Below are 22,125 nucleotides of genomic sequence, written 5' to 3' on the forward strand. Positions count from 1 at the left end.
ATACTGCATAAGGGTTTGAAGTGTGTTTTGAGAGGCTTAGCGTACGTTTTCGTACCGAAGGACTTCAAACCCCTATACATGGTTAAAATGGGCTTAATGCACTTAAATTTAACTGGTGAATTTAAGGTCTACTCCAATAAAACCTTTTTATCGGAAAGGAATTCCAGATTTTCCGATTTATTCAAAATCACACTTCACCAAACGCAATATTTTGAATGTAAAAGCTGAACAAGCAAGTAGAGATTAAGTACCTTATAACCTAATGATATTTAGATGAAAATAGTATTTCGTGAGAGATAAGGATGAAAAGGGCGCAATACCCCTACTTCATAATGGATTGAAGTATTTTTTTAGAGGATTAGCTTACGTTTTCGTACTGAAGGGATTCAAACCCCGATCCAAATCACTTTGGTAAGAAAAGAAATTTCCTGTTTGATAAGTGTTGTAAGTAAAAACTAGAGTGAGGGAAGTATGGCCACTAATCTTAACGCTACTTTAAACCAAAATATACTTTTTCACACAAGTAAAAATGGTCAATTACTGGAGTTCTCTCAGGCTCATTTTGATCATATTAATTCTCTTTTGAGCAGCAATGCTGACTCTCTGACTCTTAAAATTAAAAGCCCTAGGAGAATGCCTGAAACAGTCACATATAGAGTTAGAGCATCATCTACGGAGTATTTTGAACTGAGAAGGCTGAAAGCATTTTTAGGGTGTGTTCCTTATGAGAGATATGATTCACAAACTAGGGAAATTGAGCGTGTTTATCGGCAATTTCAATTTTCGCCTGCTATGAGTAAACTATATAGCACAGCTTTAGGTTCACCGCGTACCGATAGAGCGCATGGGGTGACGTTAAAAACAGGGTATTGCACTCTTAATCGAGTGCTGAAAGACTTACGAGAAATGCCAAGATGTAACTTAGTTTTTATAGAAGCTGAAGGCATTTTTTTTCATGACAGGGTAGCTCCTTCTAAAAATATTTTTCATGACAGGGGAGTTCCTTCTAAAAGAGAAAGAGAAAGAGAATGTGAAAAAACGTACCGATTATCAGATAACTTTATTCCTGATTTTGCGAAGTTCAAATCAGAAAATCCTACCGTGAAGTTCATTTTAATGAGTCAAGATAAGGAATATTTATCTTGTCCAGAGTTTAAACGTAATAGAGAAGAATGTTTATCTTTGTTTGATGCAGAACTGTCGATAGTAAATACCGAGCAGTTAACAGCTTGTGTACAAAAGATGTTTAATGTTGATGGAGAAAAAGTTAATGCGAGTGTAGTGGCATTTAATGAATCAACAATACTTAGCGCTGTAAGTCAGTTAATAGCAATTTCGCGAACATCTACATCCGTTGATAAGCCAGTTGAAGTAGGTTGTGCCTATCAATATGTTGCAAATTTAGGGGAGCAATACAGCGTTTTAGCGTTTCAGCAAGGTAATAAAACTGTAGAAGAATTTTTCCATAATAACGCTGATTTTAAATATCAGTATGATACTTGGCGATTTTATAAAGATAAGATATGTGTTGTGGCATGAACCAGATGATTTGATGTCATTTACAGATATTATCTAAGAGATGGTTCATCGACATAGTAATAACCATCATCTTTATCTAATAAACCACCAAACCAATCAATACCTTTATATCTATCCTCACCATGCCAAGGATCATTAATTATCACCTTGTCGCCAAAAATTCCTTTTATTATAACCAAATGTCCAGACCGAACCTTAGAAAAAACGAGAAGTCTGACAAACTCACCACTGCAAACAAAAGGTCCATGTTCTTTTAGAATTGTTGAAATTTTTTCAACACTGACACCACTGAAATATCCAGTACGTAATTTATTAAACTTTAAACCATATCGACGCATTAAAACACTTGAGTCTGACCCTTCAAAAGCACCTCTCTTACCTGCATTATTTTCGATAGTTTTATCGGGATAATAAAAACTAAGCAACATGGCGAAAGATACTTCGCCACACTCATTAATTAGGTATTGATGTATATAAGGAATATTATATTCAATGTCATATACACCGTTAGCATTCGGATGTTTAGAACGATAGGACGACGTTGAAGCTTTCTTTCTTTTATTTACCAGTCGAGAGAGTATAATTGGGACATGCATATCAAAACCTCTATTCTATACGGTTAGTTTTATCCAGTTATATTTAAAAAGTGTATGATATGGAAACAGAACTATCATATACAAATAAAATACTCTAATTAGTCGATATATTTTATATCTTTTGGTGCTAGTTTATAATTAGTGCTCGACTAATAGTAAAACCACCTTTAGTTATTATTGTTATATACACGCTGGCACGTTCTCCAAGGTGCGTTATTAGACAACAACTAGAAGTGCGATTTGGCGACAATTAGATTCCCCTATTTGTAATATTATTTCCTTTCAGCCTGATGCAATAAATAATTCCCATTTTTGGTACTAGCTACGCTTGCATTCTTGACAACATAGGCTTTCAGGATGTTTGTTTTAGTAAGAGATGTGACGAAATATTCGTGTTCATTTACTAAACAAAATTAGTACAAACTTAACATTTAATTGTTGCCTAATAGTGCGTATTTTCTCGTTGCATTTACCATAACTTATCTTGTGCGCATGCCGAAAAGCCACTCGACACCCACATAGAGCGAACGGCTTGAAAGCTGTGCATAACTTGGCGGAAAATGGCTGGTTTAAGTCAGTTAACAAATTGTGATTTTCACTACATCAGCACTTGAAGCAAATTTATAGCACGAACCACTATATAAGTTAATCATTAGGTCTGCTATGTCATAAAATAGTCGTTCCAAAGAATATGATTTTTAACGAGTAAACATTAGAAATAGTATTGCAGTGAATGTTCGTTGCCAGCACAGAATGGGGCAAAAGCTTCTTAGACGTTTTCGAGTTATAACCTATGAACAGCATTAAAAATGCAGTTCCATGATCGTTTCATCAAATTCATCTTGCTCAACAACTTGAAAACCAAAACGCTCAAAGAAACCTTTCATTACATCGTGACCTTCAACATAACAAATTGAGATGGCATTACACTGAGGAATTTGTTTGATCTCTTTTAAAGCAAGCTCAACTGCTTTAGTACCATACCCTTTACCTTGGTGATTGATGTCTATCATCAACTGGTCAATATAGATTTCGTTTGGTTTGTTATCTGGTAAGGGAACTAGCGATTTAGAAAGTACCAATCAATATTTTAAATTTTTTTTGTCATACCTGCAAAGGCTGGTATCCAGTGACTTTTATAGAAAAGCTTAAAGGCACTAGACTCCAGCCTGCGCTGGAGTGACGAGGATTCATCGGTATACTTTCTTCCGCAGCGTCCCTAAGTTTGGATAATACTGGATAAAACCTACTGCTTCATCGTCAAGATAAATACCTCGGTTAACATAATCGTCATGGAATTTTGATGCTGCAATTGACTCAGAGTTGAGCGCAACAAAATCTTCTTGTTCTTTGGTTATTTCTAACTCAATCATGTCAACCCAATTGTCTTTTGTAATATCCCTAAGGTTAATTTTCATTCATGACTTCCTTTTTGGTTTATAGCTCAAGTGATATTGGGCTAACAGCTATATTTTCAATGGGTTGATAAAAAATAAAAGTTGGATTTCTTTAAGGTTGAAAATCAATAGTGAGCTTACGGCAGCATAGCGTGCAAAACTAAATTATTTCAGGTACAGCTAGACCTAGGCGATTAGCCCAAGTCCATTTTTTACAGCTGTATTATTTTTCAGTGCCGACTGTTTCTCGATAATTCCACGGTAGGTATTCTTCAGGATTGGTTTTCACTTTATCCTTCTCTCTCTGTAAAAATGTGAAATACTCAAACACATTGATGCCAGCTTCACTTGCTGTTGCAATCATTGACGTGATGACATCACCAATCGTAGCGCCAAGTAACGTCTTATGGAACATCGCATTTTTTCGGTCACGAACGATGATTTTTAACATGGCTTCGATACGGTTATTATCGATGTATACACCTTCGTAGTGGCAAAAATAGCTCAAGCCAACATAGTGTTTGACAAAATATCGCATCGCCTTACCTAAACCACTATTCTCTTCAACTGTTTCATCGTTAAGGTGTGTTGTACACCACTGCTTGATGGTTTTCATTACAGGCAACGAATGTTGCTGATGGTAACTCAGCCTTTCTGTTGCCGTAAACTTTTGCTCTTTAGTGTGCTGCTCGTAAGCCCAAATTTCACCATAACGTGTCAGTACGTGCTCGACTTCATCGGGGAAATGGTTAATGACATCAACAAATTGTCGTCTGGCATGACTGTTACACAATGACAGCAGACATTCTCTTACCGTAGGGCGATTACTGACCAGAGCGTCACTCATCATTATCGGCCTAGATTGATGAGTACCGCGTTTGTGCAACAGGCTATCGATGAATTCGCCAGCATGACCAATATTAGTTTCAAACAACACGATACTATCATTGGCTTGAGTGGTCGCAATAACACCTGATGTGTACACGCCGCTGCGCATTTGTGTCTTGTCACTGTTACGCACCGGTTTTTCTATTGGCGTAGCATCCAAAATTCGGTGAGTCGTGTCATCGAGATAATAATGCTTCGCATCGGCCGCGAGGTTAACCAACATTTGATAAACAGGGTAAATATCATTGGCCACATATTCAACTTGGTCAAACACAGTAGACGCAGTGATTTTGACACCAAGCAGCTTTTGAATGCTCCCTTGGCGATAAAACGGCAACCCGGCAAAATACTTGTGTATGGCCATTAATGACCGAGCTGAGTAGCCGTATTTTTGTTGCTCGCTCCCGTCGGCTAACACTTCAACTGGCAAAGCGGCGGTAGCGTAAGCGCCACAAGCATTACAGCGAAAGCGCTCCATGACATGCTGCTCTGGCTTAAACGGACTTTGCCCTGTGATACGCAGTAAACTGCCTGGGTCGGTTTTGTACATTTTACCCATGTGGCACTCTAGGCAGTTATCACCCTTTTTCACATCTGTACTCTGATGCACTATCACAACTGGCTTAGCGGGAGTGAAATCTTCACCGCTCTCTTTGGGTTTACGATTTTTACCCGCAGTGTGTTTACCGCTTCCTTTATTGCTTTTACTGACACGAGACAAGGCTTCTGAAGACTTTTCAATGCCAAGTAACTTACGCAATTTGTGCACGGTGACATCGTGATTGGTTAATCGTTGCTGCATCGTCGATAACGTCACTAAGGCATCAAGTAACAACTGACAATCTTCTGGAGACAGTGCTAATTCATGCTCTTTGGCTTCAGTAACACGAACTATCAGTGCTTCCAGCGCGTTGTGGTCGATATCAGTAAACGGTTTACTCATTAAAGGACAGTCCAGCTTAGGCGAATAGGAAAAATGAATTCGGCGGGCAGTATGATCCGATAAATAAAATAATCAACCGGTAAGTGCGATTTATTTCAAGCGACTTGAAGATAAATAAGGTTCACCACTCAGTAATTGCCGTAATTGTGCCGCAGCCATCGGTTGCATAACGCCATGATGACGTGGCCATCCATGAAATTTTCCTTTTGATAACCGTTTGGTCATCAGCCAAAAGCCATTATGCTCATAAGTGAGGGCTCGTATCATGGTTTTGTTGCGATTAATGAAGACGAATATCGAGCCTGAACGCGGATTACTCGACAAGCGCTGTTGGCACACGGCCGCCAGTCCATCGATACCACAGCGAAAATCAGCAGGCTGAGTCGCAATGAAGATACGACTGTTGGAAGTTAAATAGATCATGATTTCATTGCCCCGATAAGGGCGCAAATAAAGTGAACATCCACCACACCTTGTATATGAATATTGTCGCCATTAGATAGATTCAACTCAAGTTTTACTGGGGAATTGGGCTTGATGACCTCAGGTAAGTTGGGTAATTCAATGAAGTCTGTAATGGACTCTGCCGAGTTTGATACCTGGCACCATTGTTTAAATTGAGAGCTACTGATACGTAAAGCGGTGCAAATTTGTGATGATGAGTAATGCTCTAGCAATGAAATGGCTTGCTCGCGGAGAGTGTTTGGTATTTTAGTTCCGCGACTCGGCTTATTTATGCGCCAATGGGCGAAGACTGTGGCGACGCGAGTTAATGGCTCTATATTTGGCATGATGGGCTCCGATAATTAATCTGCCATCATTACATCAAATTATTGGGTTAAAGTTGCACTATGCTGCCGTAAACTCACAATCAATAAAAGGGTTTCGAAACCCTTACAACTTGTGGATAACTAGGTTCCCAATTAAGTTTTGAAACATAGTAGCAGTAGAAGTAGAAGTAGAAGTAGCAGTAACAGGAGCAGGAGCAGTATCTTTGTCCAATCCCCTTTGGGTTGGACGGCGGTGCAAACATCTCCCCCCTAATATTTATTTTCTTTTCCATCAAGCAGCAGCCCGCAGCAGTATGTCGAGAAAGGTGTCATTTTTTGTAATCTTGCCGATCTTCTCATGACAACAGTTTGGGCGTATGTTGAGCATACATTTGGTGAAACTGCATTAAGGTGCTCTGATGAATAAGTTACTCTCTCCTCAAGAAGTTTCTGATTTGTTGGGTGTAACGATAGGTACGCTTGCTGTTTGGCGTTCAACAGGTCGTTATTCATTGAAATACATCAAGGTCGGACGCTTGATCATGTATGGTATTGATGATGTTGAGCATTTTCTTTTACAAAGAAAACATGAACATACTTCATTGCCTTGCAATCAACAGTAAGCTCAGTTGTTAACCTGAAATATCAGTGCTAACATTTGTACGCACAAGTTCTTACTCAGTAATTTATTATGGATACAAGAATTCAATTTCGTGTTGATGAAGAAACAAAACGCTTAGCTCAGTTGATGGCTGAAAGCCAGGGTCGTACTTTAAGTGACGCTTGCCGTGAGCTTACTGAACAACTCGCTGAACAACAAAGAAAAGCGATGTCTCATGATGACTGGCTAACTGAGCAGGTAAATGAAGCCTTTGATAAAATGGATTCAGGCCAAGCTGTATTTGTTTCTCATGATAAAGCGAAGAGTAGTATGGCTATGCGTAAAGCCAAGATACGGAATAAATCATGATTTATTGGGAAGAAGAGTCGCTCAATGATCGTGAAGCTATTTTTGAGTTTCTGTATGAAGTAAACCCGTTTGCCGCAGAGAAGACCGATGAGATCATCGAGAAGAAAGTTGAGAACCTTATAGAGCAACCACTTATGGGCGTTCAACGTGACAGTATACAAGGTCGATTACTTATTATTCCTGAAGTGTCGATGATTGTCTCTTATGATATTCAAAATGATGATATTCGGATTCTGAGGGTATTGCACCAAAAGCAAAAGTTTCCTAGAACTGAATAACATATTCTAAATCACTTTACTAAATCATTTCGTCTATATGCTGGTGCAAAGCTAAAAGTTCTTCATGGGATAGTTTGTTTACTTCTTTTATCAAGAACTCAAGCCTTGTTGCTTGTGGTTCTGAGCCTAGTAATTTAGCAGTTGTTACATCAAGCTCAGCTCGTACTCTTTCTACATCTAAATGCGCATAGGTACTTGCAGTAATGCTAATATCACTGTGACCTAAAAGTTTACTGGTTACTTGCAAGTTACCGCCACGCATAACACTCCAACTGGCAATAGTTCGCCTTAAATCATGTATCGTGACGTTTTCACTTTTTACTTCACTGCGAAGCCCTGCTTTTTCAGTGATCCTAAACCAGAAACTGCCTTTGCCAGATTTTTCCACGATGTGCTTGTTACTTGCTGTAATGGCAGGGAATACATATTTTTCACCAGCCTTAGCTTCCAGACTTCTTCTTTCCAAAACTGACAATGACTCCTTTGTCAGCGGAACAGCATGAGGCTTCTTCGCTTTCATTTTTGAAGTAGGTATTAACCAGAGTTGATTCTGATAGTCGATTTCAGCCCATTCCATACTAAACACACAGCCTTTGCGTTGCCCAGTGAGTAGCAACATCATTACCACATCACGATAAATTGGCTTTTCTTCTTCTAGAGCATTGAGTAAGGATTTCACTTCACTTTCTGAAAGCACTCGTTCTCGCTTAGTACCTGCATATTTTTTAATTTTAGAAAATGGATTTTCTGGTTGATCTCGGTAGATAGACTTTAATAGTGTTAGGCATTTATTCCGAACCGCTGGCGAAGTACGAATGACGAGTAGCTTTAAAAACTTTTCAGCATCTGCATGAGTGAAGGATTCTGATCTCAGCTTCTCAAGCTTGGCTTTGATGTGATTCCGCCACATAGAATCGGCGTCATTAAGTGACTTTTGTCGTCTCTCGCCTGAGCGAATTTTAATTTTGAATTCTTCAACGTAAGCTTGATAAAGCTCACCAATCGTAATTGATTGCTCTTCTTCCTGTTGGAGCTTTTGTTTTTCTTGCCTCTTCAGCTCATTAGGATTTTGGCCGTCAGCGAAATTAAACGACACTTCTTTGGCTCTGTTTCTAGCCTGCTCAACGCTAAGGTTTGGAAATTGACCGATAGAGACTGTGACATATTTGCCAAGGTGAAATCGCCTGAAACGGAAATATTTTCGACCTGACGACATGACTTCAAGTAGCAGTCCTTTTACAGAATCTCTAGAACCATTGTCCGATACTCGATAGCGATTTTTTTGTGGCACTAAAGACTCAAGATTTCTTTTATTAAAACCTACTTCAGAAGTCATATACGCTCGCCAGCTACTTGCGAAACACCTCGGAATTGTGCCAAGTATGTGCCAAGTTGTACATGCAATTAAGTTAAGTTTGGGTAAGTTTCATTAAAGGTGAATATGAACAAAAGCAAGCTAACAGCATGATTAATAGAACTATATTAAATTTGGTTAAAATTGATTAAATGTCAAAGCTCTTTCCTGTGGGGAGACCACATTTAAAGCTTTTACATGCATTTTCAATAAGTTACGAATTAGCTGGATGTTTGTGCCAAGTTGGGACAAAGAATTATCCATTCTCACTGCAAAGAATACCTACTGTTTACCAATTTTCTGGTTCGATTTTTTTGAAGCTGCCTTCAATTTCACTCAAGTGATTAACCAATTCAGTTAACATTTTTTCAGTTTCTTCTTTACTTGTGAGTTTGAGCAGTGTCTCTAACTCATGCTTAAGAGAAAACTTAACTTCTGATTGCTCAGAAAAAGTAACGCATTTTCCGCAAAATGCTTCACAAGCTTAGGGTAAGGTCTTTTCATGAAATTACTAAGTCGTATCTGATGGTCTTGATCACGGGCGAGTGTAGGATAATTTTCAGAGATTATAGCGCGATGGTAAAGCGTAAACCTGCCGTTTCTATCTAATCTTCACTTGCCACTTGTATTATTGTGTTGAATCTTTGGCAGTTAAGGTGAAGCCCAGTAATAATACACTTCGAGCTTCAGGTAACCTACAAACCGCTATTTATTAACAGCACAGCGTATTGAAAGCCAACTTAATTTTGAATGCTATAGTTTATCTGGCTATGCGCTGCATTATAATCCGAGTATTCTTTCCAGCATATCGGTATCGACATCATTTGGTGACCATCTTGGCCTTAAACGTTCGCCGAGCACTTTATTCATCTCTTTTACGGTCTTAAAACGGGTGCATTCAACATTTATCTGTTCAATCCGCTCAGACAAGTCATCTACGTGCTGATGTAAGTTTGCGGTACTGGCTTTTTTTGTTTTTTCCCCGAAGCGATACCACACCATAGTTTCTATTGAGCTAGGCTCATCAAGTCGGTGATATTCATCTTCAAGCTGACTGACTTTTTCATTTAAAGACTCAATCATGTCGTTCAATGATTCCTTTGAAAGCTCAAGCTCCATATCCGGCAGCCATTGCTGCGCCAGCTGTAGCAATGTGTAGATGTCCTTTTCTTTTTTGGCTTTCGATAATTGCTGCATCAGCTGATGCTTTTCATCTTTTTTATCTTGTGATTCTTCTTTATCCGGGTGCAGTACCACGGCCAGTTTTTTGTAAAGTTTATTCAACTGCGATGTTTTTAAGGCGCCGTTAACCTCCAACTCTCCTTTGAACATGTTTTCGGATTGTTTTTGAGACTCTGAAAAAAATGTTTCCTCATCCAAGTCATTCTCTTCATTGTCTTCATTGTCTTCTTGTGACAGTTTCTGCTTGAGAAGGGCTTCCATAAACTCATCAACTTTTTCGGGATTACGCATCACGTCCAGCAGCGTCTCATCATCGTGCTCCACTGACATCTGAAACATGGATTCCAGCATCTCACGAAAATCCTCTACTTCGTCTGAATCTGGCTCGTCATAACAACCATTGGCTTTTGCCTCCTCCAGCTCCTGATACAGATAATCTGACATCTTATCTCTTAACGGTTTGGCACTCTTCTTACGAAACGGGTTGTGCTCAAGCGCATGAATTTCATCTTTAATCCATGAGACGAGCTCTTCACGCTTCTGACCTTTAATGGTTTTTCTCGGCAAAAAGCTCAACAGCTTTTCAATATACCCTTCTAACTGTTCGCATAACGCTTCTTCTACCGGGCCGATAATTTCCTTAGCTTCATCATAAAAGGCGTTAATCTTATGACTCTTTTTTTGATTGCGCTCCTCTAGGCGCACTATCCGCTGCTGAAGCTCGACCAGCTTCGCCAGACGACTATTTTTCTTATGCTTTTTTGAATTGGAGGTATTGGTGGAGGAAACAGTGAGTTCACGGATACTAAGCTGAGACATAACAGGTGCCGAAAAATAAAAAACATTCTAGCAATAAAGTGAGCGAGACCCTAGACCGATTTTCAGCATGACTGACAGAGATTGTTGTCAAAATAATAACTTAGGGACGTGGCGGAAGAATGTATACCAATTTTATCGTCACTCCTGCGAACGCAGGAGTCCAGAGTCTTTGGTTAATTTGGGCACAAGTCGCTGGATACCTGCGTTCGCAGGTATGACAAATTAAGCGTTGAAATTTAAATTGGTATTATTTGAACTGCGACATCCCTTATGCCATATTGAACCGTTCAGAGCTGTTGCAGTCTGGCTTTGAGGTTCGTCAGACGTTTTTGTGAGGTAACGGTTCTGGCCGCCATGGTCACCGCTTTATGCTGCCCCAGTAATATCACCAAGTTCTTACCACGGGTCACTCCGGTGTATAACAGGTTCCTTTCCAGCAGCATATAGTGCAATGGCATCGCCATCGGGATAACTACGCAAGAATACTCAGAGCCCTGACTTTTATGAATAGAAATAGCATAAGCCAGAGAAACTTCATCTAACTCATTAAATTGGTAAGGTACTTCACGACCTTCAAATTCAATAATTAATTCACTTTCCTCAATATCGACACTTCTGACACGACCGATATCACCGTTAAACACCTCTTTGTCATAGTTATTCACGGTTTGAATGACCTTGTCACCGGGAGCGTAAGTCCAGCCGTAGCGGGTCACTTTAGGGTGAGCCTCTGGGCTCAGCGCTTCCTGTAGGGCAATATTAAGGCTGCGAGCTCCCAAGCCGCCACGGTTCATCGGTGCCAGTACCTGAACATCATTCACCGGATCTAATCCGAATTTTTGTGGCAACCGCTGAGTCACTACCGTCATCAGTTTATGGAATGAAACTTATATTGGCGGTTATTACACTCAGGAATACGAGCTAGCTTTTAATGGACTCTCAGTCATCCAACGCTTTATCCATTTTAATGATGCACTGGTCACTCAAACCGCATTTTACCTTGAAAGTGAATACCCAACTGAGTCAGCACAGAAGTTTTTGGATTCAATTTCTCTATAAAGAATCGCATATTTTAATTTAACTTCAAGCTTCTAATAACTAGTGCAGGATTCGCAAACTGATGTCGTTTGGTGCCTCTTTCGTCTGCAAATGGTGCCAAAGACAAATATCGCCCAATTCACCAAATAAATTGCTGGAATTTTCAGTAGCAAAGTGAGATAACCAAGATAAGTAAGTTCATCTTAACATGGTAGGTTGCATGGGCGGTTCTTTATGGGAAAGCATAATGTAATAAAAACTCGTTTATCTGACTCCGAAAAAATAACTGGCAACAGTATTGTGATTCCTGTGGTGTCACTCAATCCAATATGCTGCGCATGATCATCAACCGAGTGTCACCTTGCTCTGATATAGAGACTCAATTTAAAGAAGTACTCACCAATCGAATTACCATTCGATTAACCAGTAACAACCTTGCCGAAATCACTAAGCAAGCCAAGCTTGAGGGTTACCTCAATCAAAGCAATTGGGTTCCTGCTGCGGTGCTATCAAATATCCATCGTGATCCCGTTCTTACCGATAACGAAACTCAAGCCTTAAGAGAATCCAACCGACAACTTGCTGCCATTGGTCGCAACCTGAATCAAATAGCCAAGATTCTGAATATTGAATTTAGAGAAAGCGATAAAATCACTAAAGAGATGATTCAACTACTTGAAGATAAGCTCATTCAACACAAACAAAAAGTAAACACACTTTTAACCAAGAACTGCCAGCGCTGGAGTATCAATGATGAGCCATTCAGCGACTGATTACACTTCCGACTTACTAACGGGTGATGTTCGCCATAAATCAAACCGCATCAAAAGCTCATCTTGTTACACAAGAAAACCGCCTGAAGTTATGGTCAAAATCAGTGGTTATTGTTACAGCAGTGACCACACCAAAAGCCATTTTGACTACATTACTCGCAACGGTAAATTAGAACTCGAAGACAAACTTGGTGAAACCTACAATGACAGAAATATCATCCATCAACTCGCTAATGACTGGCAAGATCCACAAACAAACTCAAAGCGAAGAACCAGACACAGCACTCACCTCGTCCTCTCCATGCCTGACGGCACCGACCCCAAGGCAGTAAAGCAAGCTGTAAGACAATTTGCTAAAAAGATCTTTGCACATAATTACCAGTACGTCATGGCTCTTCACACTGACACCGACAGCCCACACGTTCATTTAACGATTAAGAATTTAGGCTTTGATGGAAAGCAGCTACATGTCCGTAAAGGATTGCCACAAATTTGGCGAGAGCAATTTGTGTGTGAGCTGGAAAGACAAGGCGTAGCAGCTGAGGCTACGCCAAGTTTGAATAAGCTCAGAATGACTAAACAAATCGAAAATCAGGATCACTACGATAATGATTTAAGTGTTCATCATTAGAGTAAAGTCTATTACCAGCTTCTAAAATCGTGATGACTAAAGTCTGGTTGTTCTGTCGATATTTTCATTTCAGTCAATTCATGACCACAGTATGGGCAGTGGTTTATTTCAAGGGTTGCTTGCCAAACTTGGTCGCCAACATTTTCCAGATAATGGCTTTCTTCAAGATCTTCTTCTGTAGCTTCATGGTAAACGCATAGCTGCCATGTTCTTTTTGTGTCACTAGCTGACTGATAACCTTCGATATAACAACCATTTTTTGGCATGGGTTCACATTCATGAAGAATACTTTCTTGCATAGTTACTACTCTCAGTTTTGATTAAGGCATAAAATGCGGAAGGTTTTTCATCTCGGCAAAGCATTGCTCAAGCGTTTGATCCTGAAACAATTCAAACCATTGTCCTGTATGGCGCATATAAGCAAGATTAAAACTATCGTTACCCATATACTCTAGTCGAGCAAACTTAGTTTCAAATTCAGGGCTTATGGCATTAGGGCCTGGTGAATGATATTTCCCACAAAAATAAAAATATCTACCACGCCATCGACCATAAATATCAACCAGATAATTAAATTGATCATTCACATTTTCTGGTAATACACACTTCTGTTTAAACTCTTCAATTAATGAAGTTGCTGAATCCGCAACTTTGTTTTTAGTTGCTGCAGATGGCTTAGCGGGTTCTGGTTGCCATCCCATTCTACGTTTAGTCAATTTAATTTTCCCCTAAATTTGTTTGCTTGCCTAAGCATTAGATAGTAACTTCATTGCTATTCCTTTGTGAATATCATTATTATTTTTTGGAAATAAAGGATAGATTCAACATGTCATTTAAAGATAAATATCTCATTGGCCTAAATGTTGTCACATTAGCGCTAATCGTTTTCGTTGTTGCTTTCGGTGCAAATGCCAAATTCTTGTTTGGCTGGTATGCCCTGATATTTGGCGTTCCATCCATACTGGTTATGATATTTAGAAGCTCTCAAAACAAAAATTAAAACAAATGCCTTTGCGTTAAAATCTTCTGAACTGCGGCAGAGTCAGTTTGCGCTCTCAGTTCAGAAAACCGTCTTTTTCCGATGCGCTTATCACCAGCTTTTAATATGTCAGTTAAATTCCAAAAATCATTGTCATAGCGCCTTGCAACCAGCTCACTTTTAGGAGTATCTTAATACTCACGAATTAAATTTGAAATAGCCGAAATATCAGTTGTGTAAGGGAAGTGGCAAAAGTCTTCACAATTTGGATTTTCTGACTTAATAAAATCTTTTGGATAATCCCAAATGACTTCTTTTGCCAAGGTGATCCAATATCGTGGAATATTGGTATCACCATATTGAGATTTCATTCGATATACACTGCAATGCAACTGCAAGGGCAATTGTTCATCTTTTACAAGATAAAATTCTTTTTGAAGCTTGCTCCAACGTTTTGACATGAAAAACCTGAACCATTCAAATGTAAAGCAATAATCCAATGATGATGGCAAGATAAATGAAATCTCGCCCCATCACTGTTGGCAGCCACCAGTATTTCAAACGCTTTTCATTCTGTTGATTTTGTAGTTTGAGCAATTCAGTTTCTAACTCAAGTTTTTGAGTTTCCAATTTAATTAGCTCTGTTTCCATCTTCAACTTTCGAGTTTCCAAGATATTCAACTCGCTTTCAGCCTTAAGTTTTTCAAGTTCACTGTTTTCAACATCCATATTGTCGCTCATTCCAAATTCCTTTTAATCAGGGTAGTGTAGGTTTAGCGGCTTAAACTCGCCAAGTTCAATTACTGCCGAATGCTGCTCAAGCAACACTTGAATGCGCTCCATTTGTTGCACACTTGGTAAATCGTAACGGCCATGACTACAAACCAAAAAACCACCATTGCCGCCAGCACAATACATATTCATACTACCGAGAAGATCGCAAAAGTCATCGAGAAAATTATCTTCTTGCTCCTCGTTATCGACGAGTTTCACCTTAAATTTTTGCCCGTAGACACTGTATTCATCGACAAAAAGCTTTTTCCTTAAACGGCGGTTCCGTTTTGCATTTAATTTTAATACCATCACTCACCTTCCAAATTACTTACAACTCCTTCTAAACAGTAGTACCAAACCGCTCTAGAAAAGCTTCACGAATTTGATTAATCACCACTCGTTTAATCGAACGCTTTTTTAAATGTCCACGGATGAGCATTCTTGCCTTTAAGCTCAGTTTATCTTTCATGAATTCGTGGCGTAGTTTCAACCAAACAAAGAATAAGGTTTGAGCATCAATGACGCCATCATTGATAATGCTTTTTAACTTACTGATTACATGATCGTATTCACCATTTAGTTCCAAAGCATCCAAGTTGAATTGAGATTCATCATTTTGCTTTAAAATACGTTCAAGCCACTCTTCAACTGTTTGAGGGCGTGTTTCTTCTAAAGATATTTTTCGTAAAAAAGCTGGGATTTCCAAATGATCCAATTCGTTCATAGAAGGCGAACTGCTTGGAGCCATACATCTTCTGTCCTCTTCTATATCATCAAATTCAGGGCTAGAGCATGGTTCAAAGCTAAGGCTTTGTGAGTAGAGTTCTGATGTACTTTCATTTAATACCCTTCCCATGCCGAATGCACCGACTGGCATTTGATGTGGAATTTCTTGTAATTCAGGAAGTTTTGTAGCTTTATCTTCAGTTCGTACTTTTACTAATACGCAGCTGGTGTATTCAGTGACGAGTTGATAACGCTCAGAAACCTTTGCAGCGTCTTCAGGCGGCAGACTCTTTAATTTTTCATAAGCGGCTATGCGAGCCAGAGTGCTGACCGATTCTTCAGCTTTGGTCTCCGTTATCGGTAAACTAAACTCATGGACGACTGACTCGAATTGATAAAAGTATTCAGGTGAACGAGTAAGTAAACCATCAGACCAACTGAAACTGTTACAGGTATCTCCTAAATAAAGCTCGGGTAACGATGCTGGGAATGAAGTTGTAGTTATTGGCCAATCAATACATACGCTATGAACACAAGGTTGATCGATACGGTTAACGTGGCGAACAATCCGTTTAGCCATATCATCGTTGACAGTTACAAACTCAGCCGCCCCTTTTGAACTTCTTGCTAACTCAGTCAAAAATGCTTCGTTAACGCTACTGCCAACACCAATAATAAAGTGACGGTGATTTGAGTTTTTTGCTGCTGAAGTAATTTCTTCTGCTTGCCAAACCGCCCCGTCTGTTATGAGCAAAAGCTCGGTTCTAGCATCAAGCATAGAAGTGAGGCTATAACTACGCTGCAGGGCTTCACGCATTTCAGTTCCGCCCATGTTCGCGTAAATATCAGTAACTGATTTTATCGCCAGCTGAATTTGTGCAGATGAAGCATTAACCATTGTGTCAAACATTAATTTGGTGCGGCTACCAAATAGCACGATGTTAAAATAATCTTTCGGGGTTAAAGATAAGAGCACTTGGTGCACAGCAAATTTAGCTTGTTCAATCGAATCGCCCATCATTGAGCCTGAACAATCAACAACAATCTTCAGATTACGCCCTGATTGACTCGTATTGTTAATTAATGGTGGGCATAAAGATGCCAAATGTACTTGGCCATCAATGTCATTGCCAGTGAGCGCTTCACCGATATAGCCGTCAGGCTTACTAATGGACAACACTAAATCACGATCCATTAAGTTACTGTTTTCAGCCAAATTGACTGATGTACAACCCTGTTGATGTGCTGTCGCTAACGAGTGTGTTGATGACGCAATTCTGGCCGAGGCCAATATTCCCTCTATTAATAATTCAAAACTAAACGGATATTCGGCCACTAGACTATGACGGGGTTGTTCATGCGGCTCGAATCCTGCTCGCAAAGGCTGCCCATATCGAGGTGTAAAGGTTGTTGGAAAATAAAAGCGTAATTGCTCGCCTTGCCATTGCAATAACTGTGCATATTTAATGCGAATTACTGCCATCTCGTAAGGCAATAAATTTCCGAGGTTAACGCTATAAAATCCTGGGGAAACTTTACTCAATAATACAGCAGTATTGCCATCTTCTATTGCTTCTTCATACTCTTGTTCTGCGGCCGCTTTCGCTGAAACATGACCTTTTAGTGTTTCGCCATTAATCACTACTTCTAAACTGAGTAACACGGCATCAAGTGGAAGTGGAAAACTGTAAACGGTTTCAATATTTGTATCACAATCATTTAAATAGTGCTGTTCGATACTGACTTCAGCCAAAATACCATTCAAATTGGCATTAACAGTCACGGCTTGCAATGGAATTGATGCATGATCTGTCGATGTTAATAACGCTTGAGGCATAAAACTCATTCCTTGATGTTGTTATAAGCGGAAAGAACTGTCGAGATAAGTTGTCGCATTTGATCTGAATTCAGCCCAGCTTTAGTAGGTTCAATTTGTAATGTCAGCCCATCAGCAATATGAACATGGCTACAGACTTCAATATCACCGGGTTGTTTGGGTTTGATAGGAGGAATAGGTTTAGAGTCACCATTACTGTTAAGTAACTCTTTGATCCGCTCTAATGACAAACCAGCATCTTGCCATTTACGGATCTCAAGTAATTGTTCAAGATGCTGTTGATGATAAAACGCAGCACGCCCTGTACCTTCAGGTGCTGAAAGTATTTGTTTTTGAATGTAGAACCGTACTGTTCGTGGCGTTAAATCCACTAACTTGCACAATTCAGCTAAAGAGTATTGATTTGATGTTTTCATGACACCAATACTATACAGTTATAGTGTCACCATCAAGTGTTAAGTTAATTAAAGTGCAGATGATCAATTAGAAAATGAAATTCAATTGTGAATGCTCAAATTCAACTGATATTTTTTTGTGTCTTAGCTTTACTTTTTTCACGAAGCCAATAGACAGAGCTGTTAGTCTTTTTCATTTGGGTGTAGATCTTTTTGATCGACGAAAACCATGAAAAGATCATTAATTATCAATTGGATGGGTTTAATAAATGGTGCGAAAGGAGCAATTTTATAGTACTTATCAGTTTCCACACACAACAAGTATATAAAAAGGCTCCTTTCATGAAACTAGCATACTCAAACTCACTCGAATTTTCATTCTTTTCTGAAGCCAAATTGCAATTTGAACGTATTATTTCGCACCTCGAAGACGAGCAAGTTAAGCAAGAGAGCCATGGAGAAGTTGAAGCTTATATCGATACCGAAGGAACTGAGTTGTTGCGGTGTTTATTACAGGGTTTCTTAGATATCAAAACCGCTGAAGAGCCCCGTCAGCAAGTTTGTTCCAACCGTGACATTGCATTGAATCATTTGAAAAATAACTGCAAACGAAACTTAGAAAGTTTATTTGGTACCGTAACGATGCATCGAAAAGGTTACAGTCAACGTCGGTGTGATAGCGTGTTTCCAATGGATGGTGAGCTGAATCTTTCGAAAGATAAATACTCTGATGGTGTACGCCTAAGACTCGCTACAGAAGCAGTCAAAGGCTCATATGATGATGCAGTAAGCTCAATAGATACCACCACAGGTGCGCACGTGCCCAAGCGACAAGCAAGGCAAATTGTGCAGGATATTGCACAAGATTTTGATGGTTTTTATCTCCAGCAGAGATACCTTAAGCCAGAAAATACATCTGATTTACTGGTATTGACTATGGATGGAAAAGGCATCGTTATGCAACCTAATAGCTTGAGAGAGGGCACGCAAAAAGCAGCGAAACAACAGAAGCTCAAAGGACGCCTAAGTGCTGGAGAAAAAAAAGACCGCAAACGAATGGCAGAAGTTGCAGCGGTATACACCACCAAGCCTTTGCATCGTACCCCAGAATCAATCATGTCTAGAAACGATAATTCAAATGTTCGTCCATTACGTGTGCCACCAAGAAATAAACGTGTGTGGGCAAGCGTAGAAAGAAGCGCTGCGACTGTGATTGAAGAAGCATTTTTAGAAGCTCTGGAACGAGACCCAACTCAAAGCCGTCAGTGGGTTGTACTCGTTGATGGTCATCCTCATCAGCTAAAACAAATTTATCGGGTGATGAAGAAACTCAACATCAATGCAACGGTGGTCATGGATTTCATCCATGTGCTTGAATATCTCTGGAAAGCGGCGTGGTGCTTATTTGAAAAAGATGATCCAGAAGTCGAAGATTGGATAGAAAAGCGAGCGACTGAAATCTTACGAGGTAATGCGTCACAAGTAGCAAAAGGCCTTGGGATCAGTGCAACAAAACGGAAATTAAAACAACGAGAAGGCATTAATAAGTGCATCGGTTATCTATTGAGAAATAAATCAAGATTAGAATACGGTAAAGCGTTAGAGCAAGGTTTCCCAATTGCTAGCGGTGTCATTGAGGGAGCTTGTCGTCATCTGATTAATGATAGGTTGGATATCACTGGAGCGAGATGGAGTCTTGAAGGTGCAGAAGCTATATTAAAACTTAGGTCGTTAAGATCGAGTGGTGATATTGAAAAGTATTGGGAGTATCACAAAAAGCAATCCAAACAGAGGTTATACAGATGTGGATAACTTCGTCGTTTTAAAAGACCCACACCCTTTTCATTTCAAACAAATCAATAGCTAATAGCAGATCACTTAACTTCTTGTAACCATAATTACGCTGATCAAATGAAGCATGATTTGAAATGTGGCTGCCAACTAAATTTAACCTTGCCCAACCATCATCCTCTTCAACTGCCGTAATTGCTTGCCTAATCAAACTTATTAATTTGGCATCTCTTTTTAACTTACTACCTGTCAATAACCGTATTTCTTCCGCTTTATTGATTTAAGTATCAAGATACAAAAACTTTAAAAAAGAGTCCATTATCTGTGATTTTCTATGCTGTGTGTGCGGCAGCTGACATTCGTACTGTCTGTATATTCGATAATTAGACTTTCTAAGCTGCGTGTGCGGCAGCTGACGTCCTAATCATCCAGATATGAATTTCTCACATTTTCTAAGCTGCGTGTGCGGCAGCTGACCCCGTTGAGTCTATGAAGTGAATTGCATTAGCTTTCTAACTCAAGTTTCGGAGTTCATTTTTAGCTAAAATCATGGGTACTTTCCAGTAGAAATAGCCTCTTGGCGTAATGTAAAAGTATCCATTTGCATGACTTGATTAAAAAACGAGGTCACTTCTTCGTTGATTTTATTCAGTATGATTTCGCTTTCTGTTGTTGATAACGAAGAAATACTAGAAACTGCATCGCTGATCAAAGCCTTAATTAAGCCCCATAATTTACAAGCAAAATCTAAATTTTGTAGACTGTCGCAAAGTAGGTTCCTTGAGTCACAGACTTTGCTGTTTTCATCATTTTGCTTCGCATGCAGAAGCAAACAAAACCTCAACCCTGTTAGATGAATTGAAGCAATATAAGCACTGTAATGACGACTTTGCTCACTCAAAAAGCCAAGATGTTGTTTGGCTTCCTTGAAGTACACTTCAATTCCCCAACGCAAAGCGTAAATCTCAAGAATTTTTTCATCGCTTAGCGAAGCGTCCGTACTTAAAAATAATGCCCAATCGTGTTTACCTCCTTTTTTCTTATCAGGATTAACACCTCGACAAAAGACGAGTTTAACCTTAATCCAATTCGGCTCAAGCTTTGCCGTTTCTGCTAGATTCAACTCAACGACAATGGACTTTGTTTGATAAGGCAACCCTGCTAGTTTTTGTCATCGGCCTTTTACTTGAGTTTTGAATAGTTCGGCGGCACTGCACTCTGATTTATCCGCTAAGCGGTACTTCATTTTGTTTTTTTCATTCGGAGAATAGCCGTCAAATCATGCTCAAGCGTCATGCTGATAATAGGCTTGGTGGCAAACCAAGAGTCTGCAAGAAAATAATCAGCTTCAATACCAACTCCCAGCGCACGTTTAACCATACCTGCAACCATAGCAGGCTTAGTTTGAGCCACAGATTGCTTGTAACGTTTAATCTTTAAATTTATGGGTTAGAGGTTGTGCTTTGGTTTGACTGATGAAGAGTTCATTATCCAGTGGGACAAATTGACTATCAGAAGCGTAGCCAAAACTCAGTACTTGCTGTCCCATAACACAACGCCCTGTCAAATGGTCGAAGTGACTGGATACGCCGGGCATTTTCTTACCACGACGTTGCTTTACTGAATCATCGACAACCAAAGCTCTGGCTTTACTCTTGCCTTCCTGTTTTATGAGTTTTTTAGCGGTGTAAAGTTGCAGTTTTCTCCAATTCAAGTCTTCTCGGTTGAGTAAATCATAAAGCACATCTTTCTTAGCAGAAGAAAAGCTGAGTAGTGACTCTTTAGGGAACTAGCGATTTAGAAAGTACCAATCAATATTTTAAATTTTTTTTGTCATACCTGCAAAGGCTGGTATCCAGTGACTTTTATAGAAAAGCTTAAAGGCACTAGACTCCAGCCTGCGCTGGAGTGACGAGGATTCATCGGTATACTGTCTTCCGCAGCGTCCCTTAGCAAACATAGATATGGTATCAACCTTCAACCAAACCCAAAGCATTAGTAAGTAAACGGCTTCGGTTGCTTCAATACCCGAACGTTTACTGAAGCCACAAGATGTCAACATTGAAACAAAACCAAGCTGTTTCCATGATGTGCTGAACGAATTATCAATTTGAGTGCCTGAACGCTGTAAAAAATTAGAAGTAAGTGATGGTAGAGAAAGTGATTTCATGTCAATATTTGTCTGAGAGTTGGTGTGTTTTAGTTTTTGTCTAAGCAACAAGATTATAACACATTAACTCTCATCTTTTCTTTATATATCAGTAAAATACGCTCACTTCATTATTGAATCTGAACTCCGAAACTTGAGTTATAAGAAATATTCAAAGAGCATTAAACTTGTTTTGAACTTAGTATTCTTAAGGACTGTCCTAAATTCGTAAGTTGTCATTTCACTTGCTGAAGTGTCCCTTGTGAACGAATTTGATAGTGTTTGTGTAATAATTA

28 protein-coding genes and 1 pseudogene are annotated in these 22,125 nt (G+C 39.4%); 8 read left to right on the forward strand and 21 right to left on the reverse strand.

All coding sequences use genetic code 11. From position 1 onward, the window contains the following. The first annotated feature begins 471 nt into the window (after positions 1 to 471). Positions 472 to 1,539: a hypothetical protein gene (locus E2I05_RS15155; protein ID WP_121855063.1), complete on the forward strand. Its 1,068-nt coding sequence runs from the start codon at positions 472 to 474 to the stop codon at positions 1,537 to 1,539. A 29-nt stretch (positions 1,540 to 1,568) separates the two neighbouring features. Here E2I05_RS15155 and E2I05_RS15160 read toward each other — a convergent pair whose 3' ends face one another. The 6 genes from E2I05_RS15160 to E2I05_RS15185 all read right to left on the reverse strand — a co-directional run bounded on the left by E2I05_RS15160 (position 1,569) and on the right by E2I05_RS15185 (position 6,154). Beyond that, positions 1,569 to 2,135 (reverse strand): papain-like cysteine protease family protein, encoded by a 567-nt coding sequence (locus E2I05_RS15160; RefSeq protein WP_121855062.1) that lies wholly within the window; start codon positions 2,133 to 2,135, stop codon positions 1,569 to 1,571. A gap of 803 nt (positions 2,136 to 2,938) precedes the next feature. Beyond that, on the reverse strand, positions 2,939 to 3,217 hold the full coding sequence (locus tag E2I05_RS15165; RefSeq protein WP_121855061.1) for a GNAT family N-acetyltransferase: 279 nt from the start codon (positions 3,215 to 3,217) through the stop codon (positions 2,939 to 2,941). A 108-nt stretch (positions 3,218 to 3,325) separates the two neighbouring features. After that, positions 3,326 to 3,553, reverse strand: coding sequence for a hypothetical protein (locus E2I05_RS15170; protein ID WP_207805332.1), 228 nt, complete (start codon positions 3,551 to 3,553; stop codon positions 3,326 to 3,328). A gap of 202 nt (positions 3,554 to 3,755) precedes the next feature. After that, positions 3,756 to 5,363: an IS66 family transposase gene (locus E2I05_RS15175; RefSeq protein ID WP_133309504.1), complete on the reverse strand. Its 1,608-nt coding sequence runs from the start codon at positions 5,361 to 5,363 to the stop codon at positions 3,756 to 3,758. 90 nt (positions 5,364 to 5,453) lie between these two features. After that, entirely contained in the window at positions 5,454 to 5,786 is a 333-nt protein-coding gene (gene tnpB, locus E2I05_RS15180; RefSeq protein WP_133309503.1) for an IS66 family insertion sequence element accessory protein TnpB, read from the reverse strand. After that, complete coding sequence (locus tag E2I05_RS15185) at positions 5,783 to 6,154, reverse strand: hypothetical protein (protein ID WP_133309722.1); 372 nt, start codon at positions 6,152 to 6,154, stop codon at positions 5,783 to 5,785. Before E2I05_RS15185 ends, tnpB begins: the two co-directional genes overlap by 4 nt. Positions 6,155 to 6,552: 398 nt before the next feature. Here E2I05_RS15185 and E2I05_RS15190 point away from each other — a divergent pair, with 398 nt between their 5' ends. The 3 genes from E2I05_RS15190 to E2I05_RS15200 all read left to right on the forward strand — a co-directional run bounded on the left by E2I05_RS15190 (position 6,553) and on the right by E2I05_RS15200 (position 7,381). Further along, positions 6,553 to 6,756 (forward strand): helix-turn-helix domain-containing protein, encoded by a 204-nt coding sequence (locus tag E2I05_RS15190; protein WP_243641140.1) that lies wholly within the window; start codon positions 6,553 to 6,555, stop codon positions 6,754 to 6,756. A gap of 68 nt (positions 6,757 to 6,824) precedes the next feature. After that, positions 6,825 to 7,103, forward strand: coding sequence for a type II toxin-antitoxin system TacA family antitoxin (locus E2I05_RS15195; protein ID WP_121854767.1), 279 nt, complete (start codon positions 6,825 to 6,827; stop codon positions 7,101 to 7,103). Next, on the forward strand, positions 7,100 to 7,381 hold the full coding sequence (locus E2I05_RS15200) for a type II toxin-antitoxin system RelE/ParE family toxin (protein ID WP_121854768.1): 282 nt from the start codon (positions 7,100 to 7,102) through the stop codon (positions 7,379 to 7,381). The genes E2I05_RS15195 and E2I05_RS15200 overlap by 4 nt, the downstream gene beginning before the upstream one ends. A 19-nt stretch (positions 7,382 to 7,400) precedes the next feature. Here E2I05_RS15200 and E2I05_RS15205 read toward each other — a convergent pair whose 3' ends face one another. The 3 genes from E2I05_RS15205 to E2I05_RS15215 form a co-directional block, all read right to left on the reverse strand. Further along, positions 7,401 to 8,717: a tyrosine-type recombinase/integrase gene (locus tag E2I05_RS15205; RefSeq protein ID WP_121854769.1), complete on the reverse strand. Its 1,317-nt coding sequence runs from the start codon at positions 8,715 to 8,717 to the stop codon at positions 7,401 to 7,403. A gap of 798 nt (positions 8,718 to 9,515) precedes the next feature. After that, complete coding sequence (locus E2I05_RS15210) at positions 9,516 to 10,736, reverse strand: J domain-containing protein (protein ID WP_121854770.1); 1,221 nt, start codon at positions 10,734 to 10,736, stop codon at positions 9,516 to 9,518. A 287-nt stretch (positions 10,737 to 11,023) separates the two neighbouring features. Continuing rightward, on the reverse strand, positions 11,024 to 11,605 hold the full coding sequence (locus E2I05_RS15215; RefSeq protein ID WP_121854771.1) for an ATP-dependent DNA helicase: 582 nt from the start codon (positions 11,603 to 11,605) through the stop codon (positions 11,024 to 11,026). A 498-nt stretch (positions 11,606 to 12,103) separates the two neighbouring features. Between E2I05_RS15215 and E2I05_RS15220 the strand changes: the two genes are divergently transcribed. Together E2I05_RS15220 and E2I05_RS15225 are read left to right on the forward strand one after the other, a co-directional pair. Further along, the gene (locus E2I05_RS15220; protein ID WP_121854772.1) at positions 12,104 to 12,547 is read left to right on the forward strand and encodes a plasmid mobilization protein; all 444 of its coding nucleotides are present in this window, start codon (positions 12,104 to 12,106) and stop codon (positions 12,545 to 12,547) included. Beyond that, positions 12,525 to 13,178 carry a relaxase/mobilization nuclease domain-containing protein gene (locus E2I05_RS15225; RefSeq protein ID WP_243641141.1) on the forward strand — a complete coding sequence of 218 codons (654 nt, stop codon included), beginning with the start codon at positions 12,525 to 12,527 and terminating at the stop codon, positions 13,176 to 13,178. Before E2I05_RS15220 ends, E2I05_RS15225 begins: the two co-directional genes overlap by 23 nt. 11 nt (positions 13,179 to 13,189) lie before the next feature. Here E2I05_RS15225 and E2I05_RS15230 read toward each other — a convergent pair whose 3' ends face one another. Together E2I05_RS15230 and E2I05_RS15235 are read right to left on the reverse strand one after the other, a co-directional pair. Beyond that, positions 13,190 to 13,477, reverse strand: coding sequence for a hypothetical protein (locus tag E2I05_RS15230; protein WP_121854773.1), 288 nt, complete (start codon positions 13,475 to 13,477; stop codon positions 13,190 to 13,192). Between the two features lie 21 nt (positions 13,478 to 13,498). Further along, a complete protein-coding gene (locus E2I05_RS15235) occupies positions 13,499 to 13,894 on the reverse strand; it encodes a DUF3024 domain-containing protein (protein ID WP_207805318.1) in 396 nt (131 codons plus the stop codon). Between the two features lie 110 nt (positions 13,895 to 14,004). Between E2I05_RS15235 and E2I05_RS22110 the strand changes: the two genes are divergently transcribed. Continuing rightward, entirely contained in the window at positions 14,005 to 14,178 is a 174-nt protein-coding gene (locus E2I05_RS22110; protein WP_165905548.1) for a hypothetical protein, read from the forward strand. Between the two features lie 170 nt (positions 14,179 to 14,348). Here E2I05_RS22110 and E2I05_RS22375 read toward each other — a convergent pair whose 3' ends face one another. From E2I05_RS22375 to E2I05_RS15260, 5 genes are read right to left on the reverse strand one after another with little or no spacing between them, the layout of a single operon-like run. Then, on the reverse strand, positions 14,349 to 14,618 hold the full coding sequence (locus E2I05_RS22375; protein ID WP_207805319.1) for a hypothetical protein: 270 nt from the start codon (positions 14,616 to 14,618) through the stop codon (positions 14,349 to 14,351). A 16-nt stretch (positions 14,619 to 14,634) separates the two neighbouring features. Continuing rightward, complete coding sequence (locus tag E2I05_RS15245; protein ID WP_121854774.1) at positions 14,635 to 14,898, reverse strand: hypothetical protein; 264 nt, start codon at positions 14,896 to 14,898, stop codon at positions 14,635 to 14,637. A 12-nt stretch (positions 14,899 to 14,910) separates the two neighbouring features. Continuing rightward, positions 14,911 to 15,240, reverse strand: a complete 330-nt coding sequence (locus E2I05_RS15250; RefSeq protein WP_121854775.1) for a 50S ribosome-binding protein YggL — start codon at positions 15,238 to 15,240, stop codon at positions 14,911 to 14,913. Positions 15,241 to 15,271: 31 nt separating this feature from the next. Next, the gene (locus tag E2I05_RS15255; protein ID WP_165905549.1) at positions 15,272 to 17,494 is read right to left on the reverse strand and encodes a VIT domain-containing protein; all 2,223 of its coding nucleotides are present in this window, start codon (positions 17,492 to 17,494) and stop codon (positions 15,272 to 15,274) included. 5 nt (positions 17,495 to 17,499) lie between these two features. Further along, a complete protein-coding gene (locus E2I05_RS15260) occupies positions 17,500 to 17,910 on the reverse strand; it encodes a MerR family transcriptional regulator (RefSeq protein WP_121854777.1) in 411 nt (136 codons plus the stop codon). A gap of 321 nt (positions 17,911 to 18,231) precedes the next feature. Here E2I05_RS15260 and E2I05_RS15265 point away from each other — a divergent pair, with 321 nt between their 5' ends. Further along, complete coding sequence (locus E2I05_RS15265) at positions 18,232 to 19,701, forward strand: ISKra4 family transposase (RefSeq protein WP_133309465.1); 1,470 nt, start codon at positions 18,232 to 18,234, stop codon at positions 19,699 to 19,701. 10 nt (positions 19,702 to 19,711) lie between these two features. Here the strand turns inward: E2I05_RS15265 and E2I05_RS15270 are convergent. The 5 genes and pseudogenes from E2I05_RS15270 to E2I05_RS22225 form a co-directional block, all read right to left on the reverse strand. Then, positions 19,712 to 19,918 (reverse strand): annotated as a pseudogene (locus E2I05_RS15270) (OST-HTH/LOTUS domain-containing protein); the annotation flags it as partial. 309 nt (positions 19,919 to 20,227) lie between these two features. Further along, positions 20,228 to 20,836, reverse strand: coding sequence for a transposase (locus E2I05_RS22780; protein ID WP_342354316.1), 609 nt, complete (start codon positions 20,834 to 20,836; stop codon positions 20,228 to 20,230). A gap of 86 nt (positions 20,837 to 20,922) precedes the next feature. Further along, entirely contained in the window at positions 20,923 to 21,093 is a 171-nt protein-coding gene (locus E2I05_RS22635) for a transposase (protein WP_244935393.1), read from the reverse strand. Between the two features lie 16 nt (positions 21,094 to 21,109). After that, positions 21,110 to 21,424 (reverse strand): transposase, encoded by a 315-nt coding sequence (locus tag E2I05_RS22640; protein WP_244935394.1) that lies wholly within the window; start codon positions 21,422 to 21,424, stop codon positions 21,110 to 21,112. 75 nt (positions 21,425 to 21,499) lie between these two features. After that, positions 21,500 to 21,850, reverse strand: coding sequence for a hypothetical protein (locus tag E2I05_RS22225; protein ID WP_179952727.1), 351 nt, complete (start codon positions 21,848 to 21,850; stop codon positions 21,500 to 21,502). Between the last annotated feature and the right edge of the window lie 275 nt (positions 21,851 to 22,125).

This window comes from Parashewanella spongiae (assembly GCF_004358345.1).
In the GTDB taxonomy this organism is placed as follows: Bacteria; Pseudomonadota; Gammaproteobacteria; order Enterobacterales; family Shewanellaceae; genus Parashewanella; species Parashewanella spongiae.

What these genes read in the sequence shown, in the direction of transcription:
- E2I05_RS15155 (WP_121855063.1), top strand. Translation starts at nt 472, where the DNA reads ATGGCCACTAATCTTAACGCTACTTTAAACCAAAATATACTTTTTCAC.
- E2I05_RS15160 (WP_121855062.1), bottom strand. Translation starts at nt 2,135, where the DNA reads ATGCATGTCCCAATTATACTCTCTCGACTGGTAAATAAAAGAAAGAAA.
- E2I05_RS15170 (WP_207805332.1), bottom strand. Translation starts at nt 3,553, where the DNA reads ATGAAAATTAACCTTAGGGATATTACAAAAGACAATTGGGTTGACATG.
- E2I05_RS15175 (WP_133309504.1), bottom strand. Translation starts at nt 5,363, where the DNA reads ATGAGTAAACCGTTTACTGATATCGACCACAACGCGCTGGAAGCACTG.
- tnpB (WP_133309503.1), bottom strand. Translation starts at nt 5,786, where the DNA reads ATGATCTATTTAACTTCCAACAGTCGTATCTTCATTGCGACTCAGCCT.
- E2I05_RS15185 (WP_133309722.1), bottom strand. Translation starts at nt 6,154, where the DNA reads ATGCCAAATATAGAGCCATTAACTCGCGTCGCCACAGTCTTCGCCCAT.
- E2I05_RS15190 (WP_243641140.1), top strand. Translation starts at nt 6,553, where the DNA reads ATGAATAAGTTACTCTCTCCTCAAGAAGTTTCTGATTTGTTGGGTGTA.
- E2I05_RS15195 (WP_121854767.1), top strand. Translation starts at nt 6,825, where the DNA reads ATGGATACAAGAATTCAATTTCGTGTTGATGAAGAAACAAAACGCTTA.
- E2I05_RS15200 (WP_121854768.1), top strand. Translation starts at nt 7,100, where the DNA reads ATGATTTATTGGGAAGAAGAGTCGCTCAATGATCGTGAAGCTATTTTT.
- E2I05_RS15205 (WP_121854769.1), bottom strand. Translation starts at nt 8,717, where the DNA reads ATGACTTCTGAAGTAGGTTTTAATAAAAGAAATCTTGAGTCTTTAGTG.
- E2I05_RS15210 (WP_121854770.1), bottom strand. Translation starts at nt 10,736, where the DNA reads ATGTCTCAGCTTAGTATCCGTGAACTCACTGTTTCCTCCACCAATACC.
- E2I05_RS15215 (WP_121854771.1), bottom strand. Translation starts at nt 11,605, where the DNA reads ATGACGGTAGTGACTCAGCGGTTGCCACAAAAATTCGGATTAGATCCG.
- E2I05_RS15220 (WP_121854772.1), top strand. Translation starts at nt 12,104, where the DNA reads ATGCTGCGCATGATCATCAACCGAGTGTCACCTTGCTCTGATATAGAG.
- E2I05_RS15225 (WP_243641141.1), top strand. Translation starts at nt 12,525, where the DNA reads ATGATGAGCCATTCAGCGACTGATTACACTTCCGACTTACTAACGGGT.
- E2I05_RS15230 (WP_121854773.1), bottom strand. Translation starts at nt 13,477, where the DNA reads ATGCAAGAAAGTATTCTTCATGAATGTGAACCCATGCCAAAAAATGGT.
- E2I05_RS22110 (WP_165905548.1), top strand. Translation starts at nt 14,005, where the DNA reads ATGTCATTTAAAGATAAATATCTCATTGGCCTAAATGTTGTCACATTA.
- E2I05_RS22375 (WP_207805319.1), bottom strand. Translation starts at nt 14,618, where the DNA reads ATGTCAAAACGTTGGAGCAAGCTTCAAAAAGAATTTTATCTTGTAAAA.
- E2I05_RS15245 (WP_121854774.1), bottom strand. Translation starts at nt 14,898, where the DNA reads ATGAGCGACAATATGGATGTTGAAAACAGTGAACTTGAAAAACTTAAG.
- E2I05_RS15250 (WP_121854775.1), bottom strand. Translation starts at nt 15,240, where the DNA reads ATGGTATTAAAATTAAATGCAAAACGGAACCGCCGTTTAAGGAAAAAG.
- E2I05_RS15255 (WP_165905549.1), bottom strand. Translation starts at nt 17,494, where the DNA reads ATGCCTCAAGCGTTATTAACATCGACAGATCATGCATCAATTCCATTG.
- E2I05_RS15260 (WP_121854777.1), bottom strand. Translation starts at nt 17,910, where the DNA reads ATGAAAACATCAAATCAATACTCTTTAGCTGAATTGTGCAAGTTAGTG.
- E2I05_RS15265 (WP_133309465.1), top strand. Translation starts at nt 18,232, where the DNA reads ATGAAACTAGCATACTCAAACTCACTCGAATTTTCATTCTTTTCTGAA.
- E2I05_RS22225 (WP_179952727.1), bottom strand. Translation starts at nt 21,850, where the DNA reads ATGAAATCACTTTCTCTACCATCACTTACTTCTAATTTTTTACAGCGT.